This window comes from Deltaproteobacteria bacterium (assembly GCA_016178705.1).
In the GTDB taxonomy this organism is placed as follows: domain Bacteria; phylum Desulfobacterota; class Binatia; order HRBIN30; family JACQVA1; genus JACOST01.
Map to the genome: position 1 here is coordinate 252,966 of JACOST010000028.1, position 19,021 is coordinate 271,986.

Consider the following 19,021-nt stretch of genomic DNA (forward strand, 5'->3'; position numbering starts at 1 on the left):
GGCGTTTGTGGCCCTCGCTACGCGATGCGAACAGTGATGCCGATGCTACGCGCGCACGCTGCCAGCGCGTCGCGAAAGTTAGCGTAGGGCTCACCGGCCGCTTCCCACCATTCGTCGCCGGCTTCGCTGCCCAGTACCAGCGTGAACGGGGCAACCAGACATGCTGTGTAGGCGCGCAATGTGGTTTCGTCCTCGGCTTGAAAGATCGCGATGTCGCACGCCCTCAGATCGAGCGCGAGCGTGATCGGCGCGTCGAGCGTCTCTCGCTCCTCGGCGAGGCTGAGCATCGGTAGCGCCAGTTCCCACCAGTCGTCGCTCGCCGGTTCGGGCCGAATGCCGTCGCGACAGGCGGCGATCTTCTCCGCCGCGTCCGCTACGGTCAGAAACGGTCGTCCGCCGGGCCGATGCCGTCGCGGCGCTGCGACGGAAACGGCGTAGTGCAGTTCGTGTGGGAGCAGTGTGACCGCGCGGAGACCCGCAAAGACCTGCGGGAGGAGCCGCGCGAGTGCGGCGCGGTCGTCGCGCTGAAAGGCGTCGATGGCGGACACCACGGGCGCGCTGGTGCGCAGGTCTTCGAGCGCGCCTCCCCACCGCGCGGTGAGCGTCTGCAACTCCGCCGCCGTGCGCTCGATCGCCGGCCACGCGAGCGTGCCGCCGCGCAGATCGTGACGCAGATGGCTGCCGAGTTCGCTCATGCGGGGCAGCAACTCGTGCTCGGCGCGTTCGCGCAGCGGTGCGAACAGCACGGCCACTTCGTACAGCCGCGCCAGATCGCGCATGGCGGTCTCCAACGCAATCAGTTGCGCCGCCGGTGTCATGCTTACAAATCAGAAACTACAAACCCGAAACCATAGACCGTTTCCGTTGCATGGCCGCGCCGCCGAGGATGAGCAGGGTGACGAAGGCAAGGGTGAGCATCACAGCGAGGTGTTTTTCGCGCTCGAAGCGTTCACCCACATGGGCGAGCCAGAGCACGCGCGACAGTTCCGGCCCGGCTTCGTCGTAGTCTGAGAGATTGAGGCCGCTGGAGACTTCGGCGGCTTCGCGCAGATACGCGTTGCCGGCGTCCACTGCCGATGGATTGACTTCGGCCGCCACGGCCGAGGAGAGCGCCGTGTACGGCGTGAAGTCGGGTGTGGTCGTGAAATAGTCACGCATGTCGGTGGTATAGCGGTCGTACTGGGATTGCGGGCCGACGCCGAGCAGCAGTTCCATCGTCTTCAGCATGCTGACGTTGGAATGGTGAACGTGCGACAGGAAGCCGTGCTTGATGTACGGTCCGATCGCCAAGTCGATGGTGCGATGCGCCGACACGTGATCCTGGGCGTCCTGCGCGTCGTCCTCGCTGATGAAAATCGCCATGTCGTTCCAAAACGGGCTATGACTGAGCGCGTCGATGACCATGCCCAGGCCACGGTCGTTGTCGGCGACTGCCGCGCGGGGCGTCGGCATGTTGGGCGTCGCTCCGAAGGTGTGATCGTTGGGCAACCAGATGAAGAGGAACTGCGGTAGTTCGCCACTCGTGGTGTACTGATCGAGTTCATCGATGAACAGCCGTGCCCGTTGGACATCGGTCTTGTCGGGCAGAATGTTCGACGGATAGTCGAGTTTGAAGTTCGGCCACACCTCGTTCTTCAAGATGTCGACGTTGATGCCGGCGGCGCTCAGCGCCGCGACATCTCCGGCGAAAATCAGGCCGGCATTGGCGGCGAGATTGCTCACGCTGCCGGCGGCTTGTACCAACTTGGAGAACAGACCCTGGACCCCTCCACCGTTCTTTCCAGCTTCGAGCCGTGACAGCAGCGCGAAGGCCTCCCCGTAGACCCGGAACGGAACCTGTTCGCGATCCATCAGCTCGAAGATGTAGCCGGCTTTGGAAAAGCCTTCCTGTCCGGTCTGCGCCATCGCGTCGGAGATACCGCCGCCGTTGTAGTTGAACGGCCACGTTTTTTCGGTCCAGTCGGTGTCGTTGCCTTGGTCGGTCCATTCGTGCCCAGGGATCGAGACTTCGGCGTCGCAATAGAAGTTGTCGCCGGTGGCGAACTGACGCGCGAGTGCGTGATGATTCGGCGTGACGTCGTCGCCGAACAACGTCAGACGACTGTCACGGCTGGCGCCCGGCAGATCGAGATCACCGAACACTTGATCGTAGGTGCGGTTCTCCTTCAGGATGAAGACCACATGCTTGATCTGTTGCGACGCGCTGCTGCCGAAGTCGGGAGGCAGTGGGTGCCCGTGTTCGAGATCGCCGTCGCCAGCATGGCCATCGACCCGTTGAACCGTAACCGGGTCGAAGCCATTGAGCGCGCGCACCGTCGCGGTACCGGCATCGAGGTCGACGTGATCGACCCCATCGATGATCGACACGCTGCCTTTGATGATGCGGCCAATGTAGTACGGCGTGGCTCCCAGGTTCTCGTCGCTGATGTCGATCAGTTCGGCCCCGTTGCCACCGACGCCGACACCCTTGGCGTTGGCGACGTAGAGGCGCGTACCATCGTGGGTGAGTGCCAGCGCGCTCGGATACCAACCGGTGGGGATGAAGCCGAGTGACTGAAATGTGCGCGCGGCCGGATCGGCGGCGATGACTTGGACCGCGTTGATGCCCGCGTCGGCAACATAGATACGCCGTCCGTCGGCGCTCACCGTTACCGCGTCGGGGTAGAGACCCTGCAGTCCGAGCGAAGCGCCGCCGGAGTCGAAGCGGTTCAGCTGTAGCTCCGTGGCTAGCGTAAAGGTTGCGGTGTCGATCACCGCGAGCGAGTCGAGGTTGGTGGCGGTAACGTACAGCAGCGCGCCGTCGGGGCTGAGTGTCATGGCGGTAGGATGGCTGCCGCCGAACACGGTGCGGTTGTCGATATGCGCGCTGCGGCCGATCGGAATGGACTTCTGGAGTCGTGGCTGTGTCGGGTTGCTCAGATCGACGACGATCACCGACGAGCGCGAGAAACCGTTGGGATCGAATGGTGGCAGCGGTGCCGGAATCAGTCCGGAGGGATTCCCATTGTTCAAACCCCACGAGGTGACGAACGCATGTTGCCCATCAGCGGCGAGCTTCACGCTGTAGGGGAAGTTGCCGAAATCAGGGCCGTGCATCGTCTCGCCGGTTTGCAGATCGACGGTCCACAACGCGTTGCTGCGCAGACCGACGACGTAGAGATAGCGCCCATCATGGCTGACGGTCAGGCCGGTCGGGAATGTACCGTCGGCCAGAGTGGCGACGACTTCCGGGGGCTGGAGTTCGCCATGTTCGAAGCGAAGGCGTTGCACCGTGTTCAAGGTGCCGTTGGGGACGAAGACTTGCTCGCCATCGGGGCTGAGCGCCAAGCCGAGATAGTGGGGCACCGGCACGCGACTCACGGTCCTCGATGCGGTTTCGATCACCTGCAGGTTGCGCTGAAAGTTGTCGTTGCCGAAGCCGTCGTTGGTGACGATCACGTGCGCTTCGTCTGGCGTGAGTGCCAGGTTGAGCGGAAACGTGTCGATCGGCACTTGCTCGCCCATCGGCTCGACTCGGCGACCGTTGGGCAGCACGCCGCTTGCACTCGACTGCGGACCGGCGACCGCCTCGCCGGCCGGCGCCCGATAGACCTCGATCGATGCCGGGCAAGTAGCTAGCGCAACGTTTACCGCCCGCACCAGCTCTTCCACCGTCACGAGGTGATCGCCGTTTGCATCGAGCGGACGGCACAGCCGCAGGGCGCCACCGCTGCCCAGCGCGAGGTTCACGCCGTACACGAGTTCCTCGACCGTGACCTCGCCGTCGTCGTTGCAGTCACCGACGCAGAGCGCGCCGTGGGCGCGAGCGGGCAGGGCGGCGAGCAGGAGAGTGATGCCGAGCATCGTGACGAGGGGGCGGAAGGACTGAGACAAAGGCATCGCAAATCTCCTACGTGTTGATGGCGTAACGAAGCCGCCAGCCTGCGTCAAATGAAAACTGCGAGTCGAGGAAAACTTGAGGGCCCGAGGGAAATCCGTTACCGTGCGCCGCAGGTAACTGGTTGTGGGCCGTTGCTAAGACGGCGAGGGGTGAGGTCGGTGGCGTATCGCTTGAGCGGGAAGGTTCTGGCGTTTGTTCGAACGCAGCGCGTGGCGCGCTTGGCAACGATCGGCCCGCGCCAGACGCCCCACAACATCGCCGTGTGTACCGTCAACGTGGCGGGTTACATCTACTTCGCAAGCGCGGCGAACGCCCGCAAGGTGCGCAACCTGCGCCGGTGCCCGAATGTTGCGTTGGCCTTTGACGCCTACACTGAGCGGTGGTCGCACTTGGCGGGTGCGATGATTGCCGGTTCCGCGACGGTGATTGCACGCGGCCCGGTGTTCAAACGCATCCGACAATCCCTGTATCGCAAGTATCGTCAGTTCCCGCGCGTCGCGCCGATCGTCGAGGATGAGTCGGTGATCGTGCGGATCACTCCCACTGCGTGCTTCTCGTGGGGACTGTGATGTCAGAGCGGGGAGCCGGTGCGATCATCAGTCTCTTCCTCGTGATGTTTCCGGTGGCGACGCGAGCGACTCAGCCCAACGCGAGCAAGGTCCCGGTCGCAGAGCCGCGCGCGATGGTGCTCGCGGACGCGTCGAGCGGCCGCGTGCTGCGCGAACGCAACGCCGACGAGTCGATCGCGCTCGGCGGGCTCGGACACCTGATGCTGTCGCTGCTGGTGCTGGAGCGTCTGGACTCCGGTGACTTGGTGACAGGCCTGACGCTTCCGGTCAGCGCGGGAGCCGCTGCCGTGCCGGGTGCGCGGCTCGCGCTGCGCGAAGGCGAGCAGCTTTCGATCGATGAATTACTGCGCGCGTTGTTGGTGTCCGGGGCGCCCGACGCAGCGGCCGTGTTGGCCGAAGGGACGTTGGGGAGCCCCGCGACGGCGGTGGCGGCGATGAACGAGCGCGCGAGTTCATTGGGGATGATCGGGACGGAGTATGGTTCGCTCAGCGGGACCGCCGCCAGCACGCGGCAACCGATCGACGTGACCACAGCGCGCGACACCGTGCGCGTCACCACTGAGTTGCTGCGGCATCCGCGCGCTCGCACGTGGGCGGCACTGAGTGGTCTGCCGTTTCGCGGCGGCACGGTTCTCTTGCGCAACCGCAACCAGATGCTCGGGACCGTAGCGGGGGTGGACGGGCTGCTGGTGACCGAGTCAACGCGCGGCGGCTCGCATCTGGTGGCGACGGCGCGTCGGGGAACGCTCGACGTGATCGCCGTGGCGCTCGGCGCCGCTGACAACAACATTCGCTACACAGCCGTTCGCGAGTGGCTCGACTGGAGCTTTGCGACGTTTGAGCGCATTGACATCGTGCGTGTCGGTGAGCCGCTCCGCATTCCCGTGCGAGTGCGCGGTGGGCTCGAAGGCCATTTGGTGCCGGTGGCCGGTACCGGCTGCTCACTCCTCCGACGACATGGAGAAGAGCACCACTTCGAACTGGGCTTCCAATTGCCGGACGTGTTAGCGGCGCCGATTGTCCGCGATCAGCGCGTTGGCGAAATCGTGATCCGCGAGAATGATCTGGTGGTCGCGGTCGTGCCGGCGGTAAGCCCGGCCGACTTTCCCGCCGCCGACAGCGTGCTGTCGACGGCGGGCAGTCCGTGAGGTCGTCGCCCGATCGGCGACTGCGGCTTCAGATGAACAATGGCGCCATCACCAAGGTGATGGTGCTGAGCAGCTTGATTAGAACGTGCAAACTCGGACCGGCCGTATCCTTGAACGGATCGCCGACGGTGTCGCCGACGACCGCGGCCTTGTGGGTCTCAGAGCGCTTGCCGCCGTACTGACCCATCTCGATATACTTCTTGGCGTTGTCCCACGCGCCGCCAGAGTTGTTGAGAAAGGTGGCCATCAAGATGCCGGTGATGGTGCCGACCATCAGGAAGGCGGCGACCGTCTCGGCGCCGAGCCCCAAGGGGCGAAACAGCACGCCGACCACGATCGGCATGCTCACGGCGAGCACCCCGGGCATTATCATTTCCTTGAGCGCTCCGACGGTGACGATGTCGACGCAGCGGCCGTAGTCCGGCTTTGACGTCCCCTGCAGGATGCCGGGGTTCTCCTTGAACTGCCTCCGCACTTCGTTGATGACGTAGTAGGCGGCTTTGCCGACCGCGCGGATCGCCAACGCGGAGAACAGAAACACCAGCATCGCGCCCAACAGCCCGCCGACGAAAACTTCTGGTTTGGAGATGTCCACCGCGGCCAGCTTGTGGCCGTAGTGGCCGACCTCATCGAGATAGGCCGAAAACAGCAGGAACGCGGCGAGCGCGGCGGAGCCGATGGCGTATCCTTTGGTGAGCGCCTTGGTGGTGTTGCCGACGGCGTCGAGTCGGTCGGTCTTCTTGCGGATGTCTTCGGGTTGCTGACTCATCTCGACGATGCCGCCGGCGTTGTCGGTAATCGGGCCGAAGGTGTCCATCGCCAAGATGTAGGCTGCGGTGCCGAGCATGCCCATGGTCGCGACGGCCGTGCCGAACAGTCCCGCGTGCTCCACGCCCGAGGCCTTGCCGAGGTAGAAAGAGGAGACGATGGCAATGGAGATGACGATGGTTGGAATCGCAGTGCATTCGAGGCCGACGGCGATGCCGGTGATGATGTTGGTGGCGGGGCCGGTCTGCGAGGCCTCAGCGATCGACTTCACCGGACGATATTTGTACTCCGTGTAGTACTGCGTGATGTACACGAACGCTTGCGCCATCGCGATGCCAACGATGCCGCAGGCGAAGAAGTACTTCCACGCATCCGGTGCCTTGTCAGTCGACAACATCGTGTAGGAGGCAACGAGGAACCCGGCGGCGGCCAGCGCTGACGCAACATAATAGCCGCGGTTGAGCGCATCCATCGGGTCGGCATCCTCGCGTGTCTTGACGACCATGATGCCAACGATCGAAGCGAGCAGGCCGAACGCGCGCGCCACCAGCGGGAAGAGGATGCCCTTGAGCCCGAAGTACGGAAACAGGCTGACGCCCAAGATCATCGCGCCGATGTTCTCGGCGGCGGTCGATTCGAACAGGTCCGCGCCGCGACCGGCGCAATCACCGACGTTGTCGCCGACCAGATCGGCAATGACCGCCGGATTGCGAGGATCGTCTTCGGGAATGCCGGCTTCAACTTTCCCGACCAGATCGGCGCCGACATCGGCGGCCTTGGTATAGATTCCACCCCCGAGCTGGGCGAACAGCGCGACGAACGACGCGCCAAAGCCGTAGCCGACGATGATGAACGGAATCTTCTGCGGTTCGTATCCGAGTTGATTCAACACGGCGTATAGGCCACCGACGCCGAGCAAGCTCATCGCCACCACGAATAAGCCCGAGACGGCGCCGCCACGGAGGGCGATCTGCAGCGCGTCGTTGAGGCTGGTGCGGGCGGCAGAGGCGGTGCGAATGTTGGTGCGGATCGACACCCACATGCCCACGTAGCCGGCAATGACCGAGCAGGACGCACCGAATGCGAACGACAACGTGGTCCACATGGCCATCCGCATCGGTCCCACCGGATCCGACGGATTCGGTGTCCGCACGAAGGCATAGAGGACGAAGATCACGCCGGCGACGACAATCGAGAGCGTCCCGATGGTGCGGTTCTGGCGCCGCAGGAACGCCTCCGCTCCCTCGCGGATCGCGTTGGAAATCTCCTGCATGGCCGCAGTGCCGGTGTCCTTGGCGAGCACGAGCTGCGCCAGATATCCGGCGAAGCCGAGCGAGAACACGCTGATAGCCAAAACCATAATGATCATTGTGTGAGTTGCCTCCCTTTCAATCTCTCCCGCGTCACAGTGTCCCGTCACTGTGCCTGTGGGATCGCCGCCCCTTCTGATCGAACCTGTCGTGAACTGCGACCTGCGCGCCGCCCACCGCGCCCGGCTTCGTCGCGGGCGGGCCGCCGACTTCGCTCGGACCTCAACGGGACCGAGCAAGCAGTCGGGGCTGACAAAAGTAACGGTCTCCTATGCCAAAAACGCTTTCCAAACACAATCGGTGCTGCGCTTCGGCCGTCGGCCCTTGCAACTGTACGGGGCCGTGCTTAAGTGAGGCGCCGCACCTACCCCTGAGATCCGATACGAGAGGAGCCACCATCATGTCTGCCAAGACAATCCACTTGCATACCCGTGCCCGCGAAGGTCTGCTCGCCGGCGTAAATGTACTCGCTGACGCAGCCATGGTCACGCTCGGGCCACGCGGCCGGAATGTCCTGATTGAGAAATCATACGGGGCTCCAGTGATCACGAAGGACGGCGCCACTGTCGTCAAGGAGATCGAGCTCGAGGGTAAGTTCGAAAACATGGGCGCGAAGCTGCTGCGCGAGGTGGCGCAGAAGACCAACGACAGCGCCGGTGATGGCACCACGACCGCCACGGTCCTGGCTCGCGCCATCGTGCGCGAGGGACTGCGCCTCGTGGCGGCCGGCATGGATCCGATGGAGCTCAAGCGCGGCATCGATCTCGCGGTGGCGAAGGCCGTCGAAGCCATCCAACAGCAGAGCCGGCCGGTCAAGAGCCGCGCCAGCATTGCCCAGGTCGGCATTATCGCTGCCAACGGCGATACTGAGATCGGCGACCTGCTCGGCGGCGCGATGGAGAAGGCGGGCAAGGATGGCGTGATCACCGTCGAGGAAGCCAAAGGCCTCGACACCACGCTCGACATCGTCGAAGGGATGCGGTTCGATCGCGGTTACCAATCGCCGTACTTCGTCACCAACCCGGAAAAAATGATCACCGAGTTGGACGATCCTTACATTCTCCTGCACGAGAAGAAGATCTCGAATCTGCGCGATCTGCTGCCGCTGCTCGAAAAAGTTGCGCAATCCGGAAAGCCGCTGCTGATCATCTCGGAGGACTTGGAAGGCGAAGCGCTCGCCGCCTTGGTCGTGAACAAGCTGCGCGGCACGCTCAAATGTGCCGCTGCCAAGGCCCCTGGGTTCGGTGATCGTCGCAAGGCGATGCTCGAAGACTTGGCGATCCTCACTGCGGGCCGGCTCGTCGCCGAAGAACTCGGTATCAAGCTCGAGGGTGTGACTCTCAAGGACCTGGGCCGCGCCAAACGGGTCGAGATGGACAAGGACAACACGACCATTGTCGATGGAGCCGGCAAGAAGGATACGATTCAGGGCCGCATCAGCCAGATCCGGGCGCAAATTGAAGAAACGACCTCCGACTACGACCGCGAGAAGTTGCAGGAGCGGCTGGCGAAGCTGGCCGGCGGCGTGGCGGTGTTGAAGATCGGTGCGGCAACCGAAGTTGAAATGAAGGAACGCAAAGCGCGCGCCGACGACGCGATGCACGCGGTCAAAGCGGCGGTCGAAGAAGGGATTGTCGCTGGCGGCGGGGTCGCGTTGCTGCGGGCGCAAGCCGCGCTCGACAAGCTGAAGGTGGATGGCGAGCGCGCCAACGGCGTCGAAATCGTGCGGCGAGCGATGGAAGAGCCGCTCCGGCAATTGGCGGCCAATGCGGGGGCCGAGCCCTCGGTGGTCGTGGCGCGAGTGCGCGACGGTGCCGACGATTTCGGCTTCAATGCGTCGAGCGAAGAGTTCGAACCGCTCATCAAGGCCGGCATCGTCGATCCGGTGAAAGTTGTCCGCACGGCGTTGCAAAATGCGGCCAGCGTGGCGTCGCTGCTGATCACGACCGAGGCGGCGATTGCCGAGAAGCCGAAGAAGAAGGCCGGTGCTCCCGCACCCGGCGGCGAAGATTTCGACGACGAGTACTAGGCGGTATTGGTCAGCAAAACTTTTGCCCTTTCCGTACCGGAAACCCCTTGCGGGCTTGGACGATTTGTGCAAAAGAACACAGCCAATTGGAGCCCACGCCACATTGGCGAGAAGGAGGACAGGAACAATGGGGATTCGAAAGGGATCGCGGGTCGCGGTTGCGCTGGTTGGCTCGGTGCTCCTCGCGGGGTTGACCGTCGGCTGCACAGCGAAGATTGCACCGGAAGATATGGCACGCATCGACGCAGCGGCTAGCAAGTCGGAAGCGGCAGCCAGCCGGGCGGAGGCGGCAGCGAAGAGCGCCGGAGATGCCGCGGCCAAGGCTCAGGCGGCCGCCGAGCGCGCCGAGGCCATGTTCAAGAAGACGACTCACAAGTAACCTTCGCCAGCAGTGATCGAACTGACGGCGCACCGGCAAACAGAAGGACTTAGGATTATGCGAAACACACACGGACGAGTTGCAGTTGCGTTGTTCGGTTCAATGCTCCTCGCGGGCGTGACCGTCGGCTGTACGCAGAAGGCGGAGATTGACCCGGCCCAGATGGCTCGCATCGAAGGTGCGGCCAGCAAGTCGGAAGCGGCGGCGAGCAGGGCTGAGGCAGCAGCGAAAGCTGCGGCTGACGCGGCGACTCGCGCACAAGCCGCGGCTGACAAGGCCGCGAGCATGTTGCCGCACAAATTCAAGAAATAGGAACGACCACCAGTCGTTGCGAAACGAAGCGACCCCATCCGTGGGGTCGCTTTTTTTTCGTCCCGCGCGCGGTCAGCGACGCGGGAAGCAAACCAACGTCTTGATCGCCGACTTGTCTTGCGCCGCAACGCGGTAGGCCTCGCCGGCTTGTGCCAACTCGAACCGATGCGTCACCACGTGGCGGGCGCGAACCACGCCGGCCTCGATCAATGCCAACGCGGTGCGGGTCTCGCGGGGACCGCACGAATAGCTCGGCACCAGCCGCAGTTCACGGAAGTAGTAGTCGAACGTCGACAGCGACAGGCGCGCATCCGGTTCGGTTCCCATGAACTGGATCACGGTCCCGCCGCGCGCAGCGCATCCGAGGCCGGCTTCGATCGCCTCGACTGTGGCCGGGCCGGCGATCACCACTTCGGCGCCCTCGCCATCGGTGGCGGCGAGTACCTGCTCGCGCAGATCGCCGGTCCGCGCATCGATTACAACATCTGCGCCGAGGGAGGCGGCGTGCGCGCAGCGGCTTGGCACCAAATCCGTGGCCAGAATCTGCCGCGCGCCAAAGTGCCGCGCTAGCAACACATGCATCTGTCCCATCACGCCGAGGCCGATGACTAACACCGACGCGTCGGTCAGGTTGCCGGCGCGCTGCAGTGACTTCACCACGCACGCCACCGGCTCGATCAACGCACCATCGTCATCGCCGATCCCATCGGATAACGCCAGTGTATCGACCGCCAGATTGATTTCCGGCACCAAGAAGTACTCTGCCATACCGCCGGGAACGATGTGCGTGGTGCGCCACGTCGCGCACTGTACGAACTCCCCGCGGCGGCAGGCTCGGCAATTGAGACACGGAGCGTGGTGATGGACGAACACGCGCTGACCCGGCCGCCACGCATCGGCGACGTCCCGACCGACTTCGACGATCTCACCAACCGGTTCGTGCCCAAACACCAACGGCGCCTTCTTGCGAATGTACCACGGCACGACGTCGCCGGAACAGATGCCGCAGGCACGAGTGCGCACTAGCGCGTCACGTGGGCCGACTGGCGGCACCGGGGCTTCCTCGATGCGTACATCGAGGAAATCGTAGAGGCGCGCAACTTTCACAGGGTCACGGGATTACGGCGAACTTGACGCCGTCGCCGCGTTGGTGGCTCGCGAGGGCGGCGGGCAACTCGTCCATCGGGAACTGACCGCTGATCAACGCGGACGTATCGAGTTTGCCGCTCGCGAGCCAATCGTATGCGGCGCGTACGGCACGCGGTGTGAAGTGGAACGGGCTGACGATGCTGAGCTGTTCGTAGTGCAATCGCTGCGTGTCGAAGCGTGCTGTGGTGCCGGCCGCACAGCCACCGAACAAGACAACCGCCCCGCCGCGTCGTACCAGCGCGGGTGCCGCCTCCCATACCTCGACCTGGCCGGTACATTCGATGACGACATCGGCGCCGCGTCCGTCGGTGAGATCGAGCACCGCCGCACGCGCCGTCAGCGGAGGCTCGGTGAGCACGACCGTCGCGCCCGCGCGGTGCGCGAACGCGGCGCGCTGGGCGTTGCGACCGATCACTACGACCTGCTCCACCCCCATCGCGCGCAACACCAGCACGTGCAACAGGCTGATGGCCCCGGCGCCGATCAACACCACCGTGTCGTCTGGGCGCACCGTGATCTGCTGCAACCCGTGAACAACGCACGACAGCGGTTCGAGCAACGCGGCCTCGTTGAACGAGAGATGCGTTGGTTTGTGGAAGAGGTTGGTTCGCACGATCCGCCCTGGCAGCTTGAGATACTCGGCATAGCCGCCGAGGACATAGTCATCAAACAGCGTGGCACACAGGTTCTCTTGTTGTCGTTCGCAATGATAGCACTGCCCACACGGCGCACTGGGGACGGCCATGACCGCATCGCCTTCGCGGAAGCCCTGGACCTGCGACCCAACGTCGGTAAGTTCACCGGCAAACTCGTGGCCGAACAGCGTTGGCATCGGGAATTTCGGATGACCGCGCAAGTAGGTCTTGATGTCGGTGCCACAGGTGAGCGCTGCGCGCACGCGCATCACGACTTCGTCGACTCCTGCAACCGGTCGTGGGAGTGAGCGCAGCTCCAGCTCGCCCAATGACACCAACATTTGCGCCCGCATCCACTTGGCAGCCAAGCTTGCCGGCATGAGGTTCGCGTATCCGTGGTCTGTCGCGTTGTCAAGGAAGCTTACGGGGTCCCAATCAGCCATTGACGCCAGGTTGCGATGACGCCATTGCTAGCGCAAGCCAGTGCTCGATGGCTGAGCCGCAGCGGACTGAAGTAGGCAGCTATCTGTGAAGCGACGCGCCCAAACCAACCTTCGACCCGGCCATTCGTTGGGGAGCAGATCTCACCCGGCAGACGGGATCGGCAAGCTAATGCGTGCGGCGCTGGCGGCGGCGTGTGTCGCATTGGCGGTGTATGCCGGTGCCTGGCGTGGCGGCCCGGTGTGGGACGACGGCATCATCGTGCATGATATCGTTCCGTTGCTCTCCAGTGGCTCGCGCATCCTGTTTCCACCATCTGACGTCGTGTTGCTGGATCGGTACTACCGCCCGCTGGTCTATGCGACGTACGCGACCGACTACTACCTTGCTGGTGGCGGCGCGTTTGCTCGGCACGCGACCGGTATCTTCGGCCATGCGATCTGTGCGGCGCTGGTGGCATGGCTTGCGTGGCAGGTGCAGCCGGCCCCTCGTCGTGATCCACTGGTTGCGTTGGTTGCGGGCACGCTGTTCGCGGTGCATCCGATTCACGTGGAGTCGGTGGCGTGGATGTCAGGGCGTGCCGACATCTTGGCCGCGCTCGCACTGTTGGTCATGTTTTGGAACCTTCTGCGATTTGATTGGAGTGCGGGGGCGCTCGCGGCCGTCAGCTTCTTCCTCGCGTTGTGCTCGAAGGAGAGCGCCGTGTGCGGCCTCGCGCTCGCCGGGCTCGCGCTGGCGCGCAGACGCGACCGCCGAAGTATCGTGCCGTGCCTGTTGATGTTGAGCGGGGCGTTGGTGCTCTATGGCGGGTTGCGGTGGAGGGCCCTAGGCGGGTGGGTGAGCCCAGAGCAGCCGATCGTCGCGCGGCCCGATGCGGTGCTGCGCGCGCTGTACGCGCTGCTCTTCGAACTGCGCGCACTGGTATGGCCGTTCCCTGCCAACCCGTTCGTGCCCGACATTCCGGTACCGGATGTCGCATCCTGGTTAGTATTGATCGTAGCCGTCTCCACGTTTGGGTTGTTCGCGTGGCGTGTCGCTCGCGGTGGCGACAGCCTGCCACTCGTCGGAATGAGTTGGGTGGGAATTGCTCTGCTGCCAAGTCTCGTGGTGGCGACGCATGAAGTAGCGACCGTCGCGATCGCCGAACGCTACGAATACATTCCGTCGATAGGGTTGTGTTGGGTACTTGGATCGCTCGTTGGGTCCGCGCGTACGTTGGGCGGTTGGCGTGCGCGAGTGAGCACTGCAATAGCTCTGGGTCTGGTCCTCGCCGGCGGATACACGACGATGAGTCGAGTGGGGATCTGGCACGACAATCGAGGCTTTTGGACGGCAGCCGCGCGCGGCGCGCCAGGACACTGCCTTCCGCTGACGCAGCTGGCGGACGACGACCTCTTGGAAGGACGCGCCGCCACCGCGGAGCAACAATATCGTGTCGCGCTCGCCGGCAAGTGTCCGCTGAAGACGCGCGCCTACGTACTGGGGCGGCTTGGTCTCACCGCGTATCAACAGAATCGGCTAGCTGAAGCGGAAGCCAACTTCAGCGCCGCGCGCCAGCTTGATCCCGGTGATTTTTTCGCTCCCTATGGATTGGGCCTATGCGCGGCGACCAACGCAAACGCCGAGATCCGCGCTGGCCGTGACGCCTCCGAGTTGCTTACGCAGGCGGTGCACCAGCTGCAAGCCGCCGTTGCCTTGCGCTCGCGCTTCGCTGACGCTCACTACCTGCTGGGCGAGGTACTGAACGTGCGCGGCGATGGCGACCAGGCGCGTGTTGAATGGCAAACGGCGGTGCAGGTTGATCCGACCAGTCCGGCCGCGAAACAGGCGCGAGCGGCGCTCGCTTCGGCATCGGAGTAACCGAGCAATAGCAGTCGCAAGCCCTTCCCTGGGATGCTAGCATTCTGCGCGGAGGATATGTTCTATGCTTGGAATGGGCGTTCCTGAATTGCTCGTCATTCTCGTTGTGGCCTTGGTGATCTTTGGACCTGGCAAGTTGCCCGAAGTGGGGAGTGCGCTCGGCAAGGGCATCCGTGACTTCAAGAAAGCTTTTGAGGGCAAGGAAGAGGAACAAAAGAAGGTCGACTCTACCACTGATCAGCCCTCATAGATCCCCGCTGGGTTCATGGCGATAACGCCACAACCCTGCATCGCAGCGTTGGCAGATCCTAAACACCCCGAAGTCGCGACGATAGAGTCGCTCCCGCTTCAAGGTGCTACCGCCCGATGGCACTTCGATCAATTGGCAATCGCTGATCGGCATCAATCGCTACCGTACGGTTGGTCCGGACCTGCGCGGACGCGTCAACGATGTGAAAAATCTGCGAGCCGTGCTGATCAAACTCTACGGCTTCAAGGGCAAGGACATCACTACGCTCACGGACTTCGCGGCGACCACCGCGGCGATTGAATAGGGCATCGCGCGCTAGCGGCGCGACCTCGATTGGAAGGCCCCGCTGCTCGACGACTGGGCGATCAAGAACGCTGGCGGTCAGCTCACCTATCGTAAGTTGCACCAGCGCACGGTCGCGCTGCTGAAGCAGCGCAAGTTCGACCAGGTGCCGCAGCTCGAGGGGCGCGGCCCCCAATTTCGATCGGTCGTTTCTCTCTCCGCTCGCCTAACGTGAATGACCATCAGCGCCCGCCAAGACACGGAGACGTAGTCTTGGCGGGCACCGACATCGGCCAGCTACATTTGCGCAGCCCAGAGCTGGATTGCGATGAATGTCGCGATGCTATCGAGGCAGACAAGATGTTCGCGACAGATCGCTCGCGCCAGCGTGCTCTGGTGCGCGGCCGAGTCCAAGCGCGTGCCGAGTCGCGCGGCATTCGGAACGACTCGCGAGAGGGCCAAGACAGTCGGACCGCCGGAGAGCACCAGTGAAACGATGTCGATCCAGCGCGGCTGATTGCCAAACACGGCCCGCGCCAGCGTCCCCAGAACGACTGACGCCATGACGATGCCGATCAGCCCACCCATGGGCCATGCGTCGGTGGTGACGCGACGGTAGTACGCAGCGATCGAGGCGAGGACAGTCTCTGGCAACTCGCTCGTCGCGTCTTTGTGGCGGAGCACCTGAACGTCGAACATGAGGTCCATCCAAAGGACCGCCAGCAGGAAGCCGCCGCCGGCGGCGAGGATCGTTGTCATGCATCGCTCCTGAAGTGAACGTGCCGCTTACGCTATGCGGTTGACCGCCGACGAACAAGCGCAATGCTCCGTCCGCGTTGGAGGAGAACCTGGAGGCGAACACGGACCGCGATTGACGACCTGGGCCGCGCTTGTTACGTCGCGCGAACACGGGAGACTGCAGATGGCTGGACGATGGCTGTTGAAAACCGAACCGTCGACCTACTCCTTCGCACAGCTCCAACGCGACAAACGCGCCGTGTGGGACGGAGTGAAGAACCCGGTGGCGCTCAAGCATCTGCGCGAGGTGAAGGCGGGGGACCAACTGCTCATCTATCACACCGGCGATGAGAAGGCCGTGGTCGGCATTGCGAAGGCGTTGAGCGCCGGGTATCCAGACCCGAAACAGAACGATCCGAAGCTGACAGTTGTCGATCTCGCGCCGATCGCCGCGTTGGCGCGGCCGGTGACGTTGAAGGAAATGAAAGCGTCGGCGAAGTTCCAAGGTTGGGACCTACTGAGGCTGCCACGGTTGTCGGTCATGCCGGTCAGCGCGGATCACTGGACCGAGATCGAGCGCCTGGCAAACGCGTAAGGGGAAATCTTCAGTGCTCCCCAGAGAGCGGAGCGGCGCAACCTACCTTGACCGTCGATAGCCCGGATGTTAGAAACTCGCGTTTTTCGAATTCCCCACCCAGGAGGTTCCTGTGAAGATACTCGTCGCTGTCAAGCGGGTCCCGGATCCGAACGCCACCATCAAGGTCAAGCCGGACGGTACCGGGATCGTGACCGACAACTTGAAGTATGTCGTGAACCCATTTTGCGAAATCGCTATCGAAGAAGCGCTGCGAATCAAAGAGAAGGTCAGCGGTACTGAAGTGGTGATTGTCAGCATCGGCGGCAAGGTGAGCCAGGAGCAACTCCGTACCGGCCTCGCGATGGGCGCTGATCGGGCGATTCTGGTGCTCGCGGAACAGGAACTCGATTCGGCCGGCGTGGCCCGTATTCTTGAGAAGCTGGTGCGCACCGAAAACGCGGATCTCGTACTGTTAGGTAAACAAGCGATCGACGACGACGCCAATCAGGCCGGACAAATGCTCGCCGAATTGTTGGGGTGGCCACAGGCCACCTTCGCTTCGAAGGTCGAGTTGTCGGCTGATCAGAAGTCAGCAACGGTCACTCGCGAAGTCGATGGTGGACTCGAAGACGTTTCGTTCGCGTTGCCTGGTATCGTCACCGCGGATCTGCGCTTGAACGAACCGCGCTACGCGTCGCTGCCAGGCATCATGAAAGCGCGCAAGAAAGAACTCAAAGAGATTCCGGTGGCCGATCTCGGTATCGACGTGAGCCCGCGTCTCAAGGTGCTATCACTGGCGTCGCCGCCCAAGCGGCAAGCCGGCAAAGTGGTCGGCTCGGTGCAAGAGCTGGTCAACCTGCTGCACACCGAAGCCAAAGTCATCTAAGCGCACGGATCAAGGAGTTTTGCACATGAGCAACGTTCTGGTGTTCGCCGAGCACGCCCACGGCAAGTTTCCCAAGACTACACTGGTAGCGCTCGCCGCCGGCAAAGACGCGGCGGCGAAATTCGGCGGTGATTGCTACGCCGCGGTTCTCGGCAAGGGCGTCGACGGATTGGCCGCCGACCTCGCGGAGTGCGGCGTGAAGAAAGTCTTCGTGGTTGACGACGCCACGCTCGAACATTACGTCGCGGATGCCTACGCCGCGGCGCTCTCGCAACTCGCGAAGGACAAGGGCAGCGACATCGTGATTGCGACCGCGACGGCCATCGGCAAGGATCTCCTGCCCCGCGTCGCCGTTCGCCTCGACGCCGGCATGGCCAGCGACATCACCGACATCAATGCCGACGGGACGATTCTGCGCCCCATGTATGCCGGTAACGCCATCGCGACCGTGAAATTCGAAAGCCAGTACAAAGTCATCAGCGTCCGCGCCACCGCCTTCGACGCTGCACAGAAGAGCGGCAAGGCGGAGATCGAGAAGGCGTCGGTGAGCATCGACGCGGCTTCTCGCAAGATGAAGTTCGTGAGCTTCAACGAGATCACCTCCGATCGTCCGGTACTGGCCGAGGCGCGGATCGTCGTCTCCGGCGGCCGCGGGCTGAAGAGCGGCGAGAACTTTACCACCGTCCTCGAACCGCTGGTCGATGCGATGGGCGCCGCCATGGGCGCCAGCCGCGCCGCGGTCGATGCCGGCTTCGTCCCGAACGATTTGCAGGTCGGGCAGACTGGAAAGGTCGTCGCGCCCGAGCTGTACATCGCTGTCGGCATTTCCGGCGCGATTCAACACCTCGCCGGTATGAAAGACTCGAAGGTCATCGTCGCCATCAACAAGGACGCCGAAGCCCCGATCTTCCAAGTCTCCGACTACGGTCTGGTCGCCGATCTGTTCAAGGCCGTGCCGGAGTTGAAGGAAGAGATCGAGAAGCTCAAGCACTAAGCGCGCCCCACGCGCGGCTGAAAGAGAGGACCACGCCACGGCTCGCAAGTCGTTCAGGGTCCACGTCACCAAGGACTACCTGAAGTTCTCGGCGGCGCACTTCATCGCCTATCCGGGCTTCCGTGAGGCGTTGCACGGGCACAACTATCGCGTGTCGATCGACGTTGAAGGACAACTCGGTCCCAATGGCTATGTCGTCGACTTCGGCGTGGTCAAGAAGATCGCGCGGCGCGTGTGTGAACGCTTGAACGAACGGACGCTGGTGCCAATGCTCAGCGACTGCCTGACCATCAGCGATGACGGTCCACAGGTGGTGATGCGCTACGAGAACGATGAATTTCGCTTGCCGCGCACCGACGCGGCGTTGCTGCCGATCGTCCACAGCTCCGCGGAAGAATTAGCTCGCTACCTCGCCGGAGAACTGCGGCGCGAGCTCGCGACGGAAGGGATCACCGAGATCGTCGCGATCCAGGTGGGTGTGGAAGAGACCACCGGCCAAGCCGCCTACTATCGAGAAGAGCGGTGAGGCGCGCGACGAGGGCGCTGAGCGTGGGGCTCGGCGTGACACTCGTGACGCTGATGACTGGCTGCACGCAGTTGCCGGAGCCGGAGTCGCCCGGCGCAAAGATGTACGCGGCGCGCTGCGGAACGTGCCATCGTCTCTATGCTCCCTCGCTCCTCAAGTTCGAGATGTGGAAATATCAAGTCGATCGTATGCAAGGGGAGATGCAGCGCCGCGGCATTCCACCGTTAAGCGATAGCGAGCTCACCACCGTGCTCGACTACCTGAAGCGCCACAGCGGCTAGAACCGGA

19 protein-coding genes are annotated in these 19,021 nt (G+C 63.4%); 13 read left to right on the forward strand and 6 right to left on the reverse strand.

The features are described from left to right. Positions 1 to 17: 17 nt before the first annotated feature. Positions 18 to 818 (reverse strand): hypothetical protein, encoded by an 801-nt coding sequence (locus HYR72_18155; GenBank protein MBI1816905.1) that lies wholly within the window; start codon positions 816 to 818, stop codon positions 18 to 20. A gap of 16 nt (positions 819 to 834) precedes the next feature. Further along, complete coding sequence (locus HYR72_18160; GenBank protein ID MBI1816906.1) at positions 835 to 3,879, reverse strand: bifunctional YncE family protein/alkaline phosphatase family protein; 3,045 nt, start codon at positions 3,877 to 3,879, stop codon at positions 835 to 837. 171 nt (positions 3,880 to 4,050) lie between these two features. Here HYR72_18160 and HYR72_18165 point away from each other — a divergent pair, with 171 nt between their 5' ends. Both HYR72_18165 and HYR72_18170 read left to right on the forward strand, forming a co-directional pair. After that, complete coding sequence (locus HYR72_18165; protein ID MBI1816907.1) at positions 4,051 to 4,449, forward strand: pyridoxamine 5'-phosphate oxidase family protein; 399 nt, start codon at positions 4,051 to 4,053, stop codon at positions 4,447 to 4,449. Then, positions 4,449 to 5,597: a D-alanyl-D-alanine carboxypeptidase gene (locus HYR72_18170; protein MBI1816908.1), complete on the forward strand. Its 1,149-nt coding sequence runs from the start codon at positions 4,449 to 4,451 to the stop codon at positions 5,595 to 5,597. The genes HYR72_18165 and HYR72_18170 overlap by 1 nt, the downstream gene beginning before the upstream one ends. Positions 5,598 to 5,625: 28 nt before the next feature. Here the strand turns inward: HYR72_18170 and HYR72_18175 are convergent, their stop codons facing one another. Further along, positions 5,626 to 7,734 (reverse strand): sodium-translocating pyrophosphatase, encoded by a 2,109-nt coding sequence (locus tag HYR72_18175; protein ID MBI1816909.1) that lies wholly within the window; start codon positions 7,732 to 7,734, stop codon positions 5,626 to 5,628. Between the two features lie 341 nt (positions 7,735 to 8,075). Between HYR72_18175 and groL the strand changes: the two genes are divergently transcribed. From groL to HYR72_18190, 3 genes are all read left to right on the forward strand, one after another. Then, positions 8,076 to 9,704 carry a chaperonin GroEL gene (gene groL / locus HYR72_18180; protein ID MBI1816910.1) on the forward strand — a complete coding sequence of 543 codons (1,629 nt, stop codon included), beginning with the start codon at positions 8,076 to 8,078 and terminating at the stop codon, positions 9,702 to 9,704. Positions 9,705 to 9,831: 127 nt separating this feature from the next. After that, complete coding sequence (locus tag HYR72_18185) at positions 9,832 to 10,083, forward strand: hypothetical protein (protein ID MBI1816911.1); 252 nt, start codon at positions 9,832 to 9,834, stop codon at positions 10,081 to 10,083. Positions 10,084 to 10,140: 57 nt separating this feature from the next. Beyond that, positions 10,141 to 10,395, forward strand: coding sequence for a hypothetical protein (locus HYR72_18190; protein ID MBI1816912.1), 255 nt, complete (start codon positions 10,141 to 10,143; stop codon positions 10,393 to 10,395). Between the two features lie 72 nt (positions 10,396 to 10,467). Here HYR72_18190 and HYR72_18195 read toward each other — a convergent pair whose 3' ends face one another. Next, positions 10,468 to 11,502, reverse strand: coding sequence for an alcohol dehydrogenase catalytic domain-containing protein (locus tag HYR72_18195; GenBank protein MBI1816913.1), 1,035 nt, complete (start codon positions 11,500 to 11,502; stop codon positions 10,468 to 10,470). A 4-nt stretch (positions 11,503 to 11,506) separates the two neighbouring features. Continuing rightward, on the reverse strand, positions 11,507 to 12,559 hold the full coding sequence (locus tag HYR72_18200) for an alcohol dehydrogenase catalytic domain-containing protein (GenBank protein ID MBI1816914.1): 1,053 nt from the start codon (positions 12,557 to 12,559) through the stop codon (positions 11,507 to 11,509). Positions 12,560 to 12,791: 232 nt separating this feature from the next. On the opposite strand from HYR72_18200, the gene HYR72_18205 reads away from it, so the two are divergent. The 3 genes from HYR72_18205 (at position 12,792) to HYR72_18215 (ending at position 15,034) form a co-directional block, all read left to right on the forward strand. Continuing rightward, positions 12,792 to 14,480: a hypothetical protein gene (locus HYR72_18205; protein ID MBI1816915.1), complete on the forward strand. Its 1,689-nt coding sequence runs from the start codon at positions 12,792 to 12,794 to the stop codon at positions 14,478 to 14,480. A gap of 64 nt (positions 14,481 to 14,544) precedes the next feature. Then, positions 14,545 to 14,730: a twin-arginine translocase TatA/TatE family subunit gene (gene tatA / locus HYR72_18210; GenBank protein ID MBI1816916.1), complete on the forward strand. Its 186-nt coding sequence runs from the start codon at positions 14,545 to 14,547 to the stop codon at positions 14,728 to 14,730. Between the two features lie 103 nt (positions 14,731 to 14,833). Continuing rightward, a complete protein-coding gene (locus HYR72_18215; GenBank protein ID MBI1816917.1) occupies positions 14,834 to 15,034 on the forward strand; it encodes a caspase family protein in 201 nt (66 codons plus the stop codon). A gap of 275 nt (positions 15,035 to 15,309) precedes the next feature. Here the strand turns inward: HYR72_18215 and HYR72_18220 are convergent, their stop codons facing one another. Further along, positions 15,310 to 15,771 (reverse strand): hypothetical protein, encoded by a 462-nt coding sequence (locus HYR72_18220; GenBank protein MBI1816918.1) that lies wholly within the window; start codon positions 15,769 to 15,771, stop codon positions 15,310 to 15,312. A gap of 163 nt (positions 15,772 to 15,934) precedes the next feature. On the opposite strand from HYR72_18220, the gene HYR72_18225 reads away from it, so the two are divergent. The 5 genes from HYR72_18225 to HYR72_18245 all read left to right on the forward strand — a co-directional run bounded on the left by HYR72_18225 (position 15,935) and on the right by HYR72_18245 (position 19,014). Beyond that, a complete protein-coding gene (locus HYR72_18225) occupies positions 15,935 to 16,345 on the forward strand; it encodes an EVE domain-containing protein (GenBank protein ID MBI1816919.1) in 411 nt (136 codons plus the stop codon). 112 nt (positions 16,346 to 16,457) lie between these two features. Next, positions 16,458 to 17,213: an electron transfer flavoprotein subunit beta/FixA family protein gene (locus tag HYR72_18230; GenBank protein MBI1816920.1), complete on the forward strand. Its 756-nt coding sequence runs from the start codon at positions 16,458 to 16,460 to the stop codon at positions 17,211 to 17,213. A 25-nt stretch (positions 17,214 to 17,238) separates the two neighbouring features. Beyond that, a complete protein-coding gene (locus HYR72_18235) occupies positions 17,239 to 18,207 on the forward strand; it encodes an electron transfer flavoprotein subunit alpha/FixB family protein (GenBank protein MBI1816921.1) in 969 nt (322 codons plus the stop codon). Between the two features lie 79 nt (positions 18,208 to 18,286). Next, positions 18,287 to 18,733, forward strand: coding sequence for a 6-carboxytetrahydropterin synthase (locus tag HYR72_18240; GenBank protein ID MBI1816922.1), 447 nt, complete (start codon positions 18,287 to 18,289; stop codon positions 18,731 to 18,733). Further along, positions 18,730 to 19,014 (forward strand): hypothetical protein, encoded by a 285-nt coding sequence (locus HYR72_18245; protein MBI1816923.1) that lies wholly within the window; start codon positions 18,730 to 18,732, stop codon positions 19,012 to 19,014. The genes HYR72_18240 and HYR72_18245 overlap by 4 nt, the downstream gene beginning before the upstream one ends. Positions 19,015 to 19,021 lie beyond the last annotated feature (7 nt).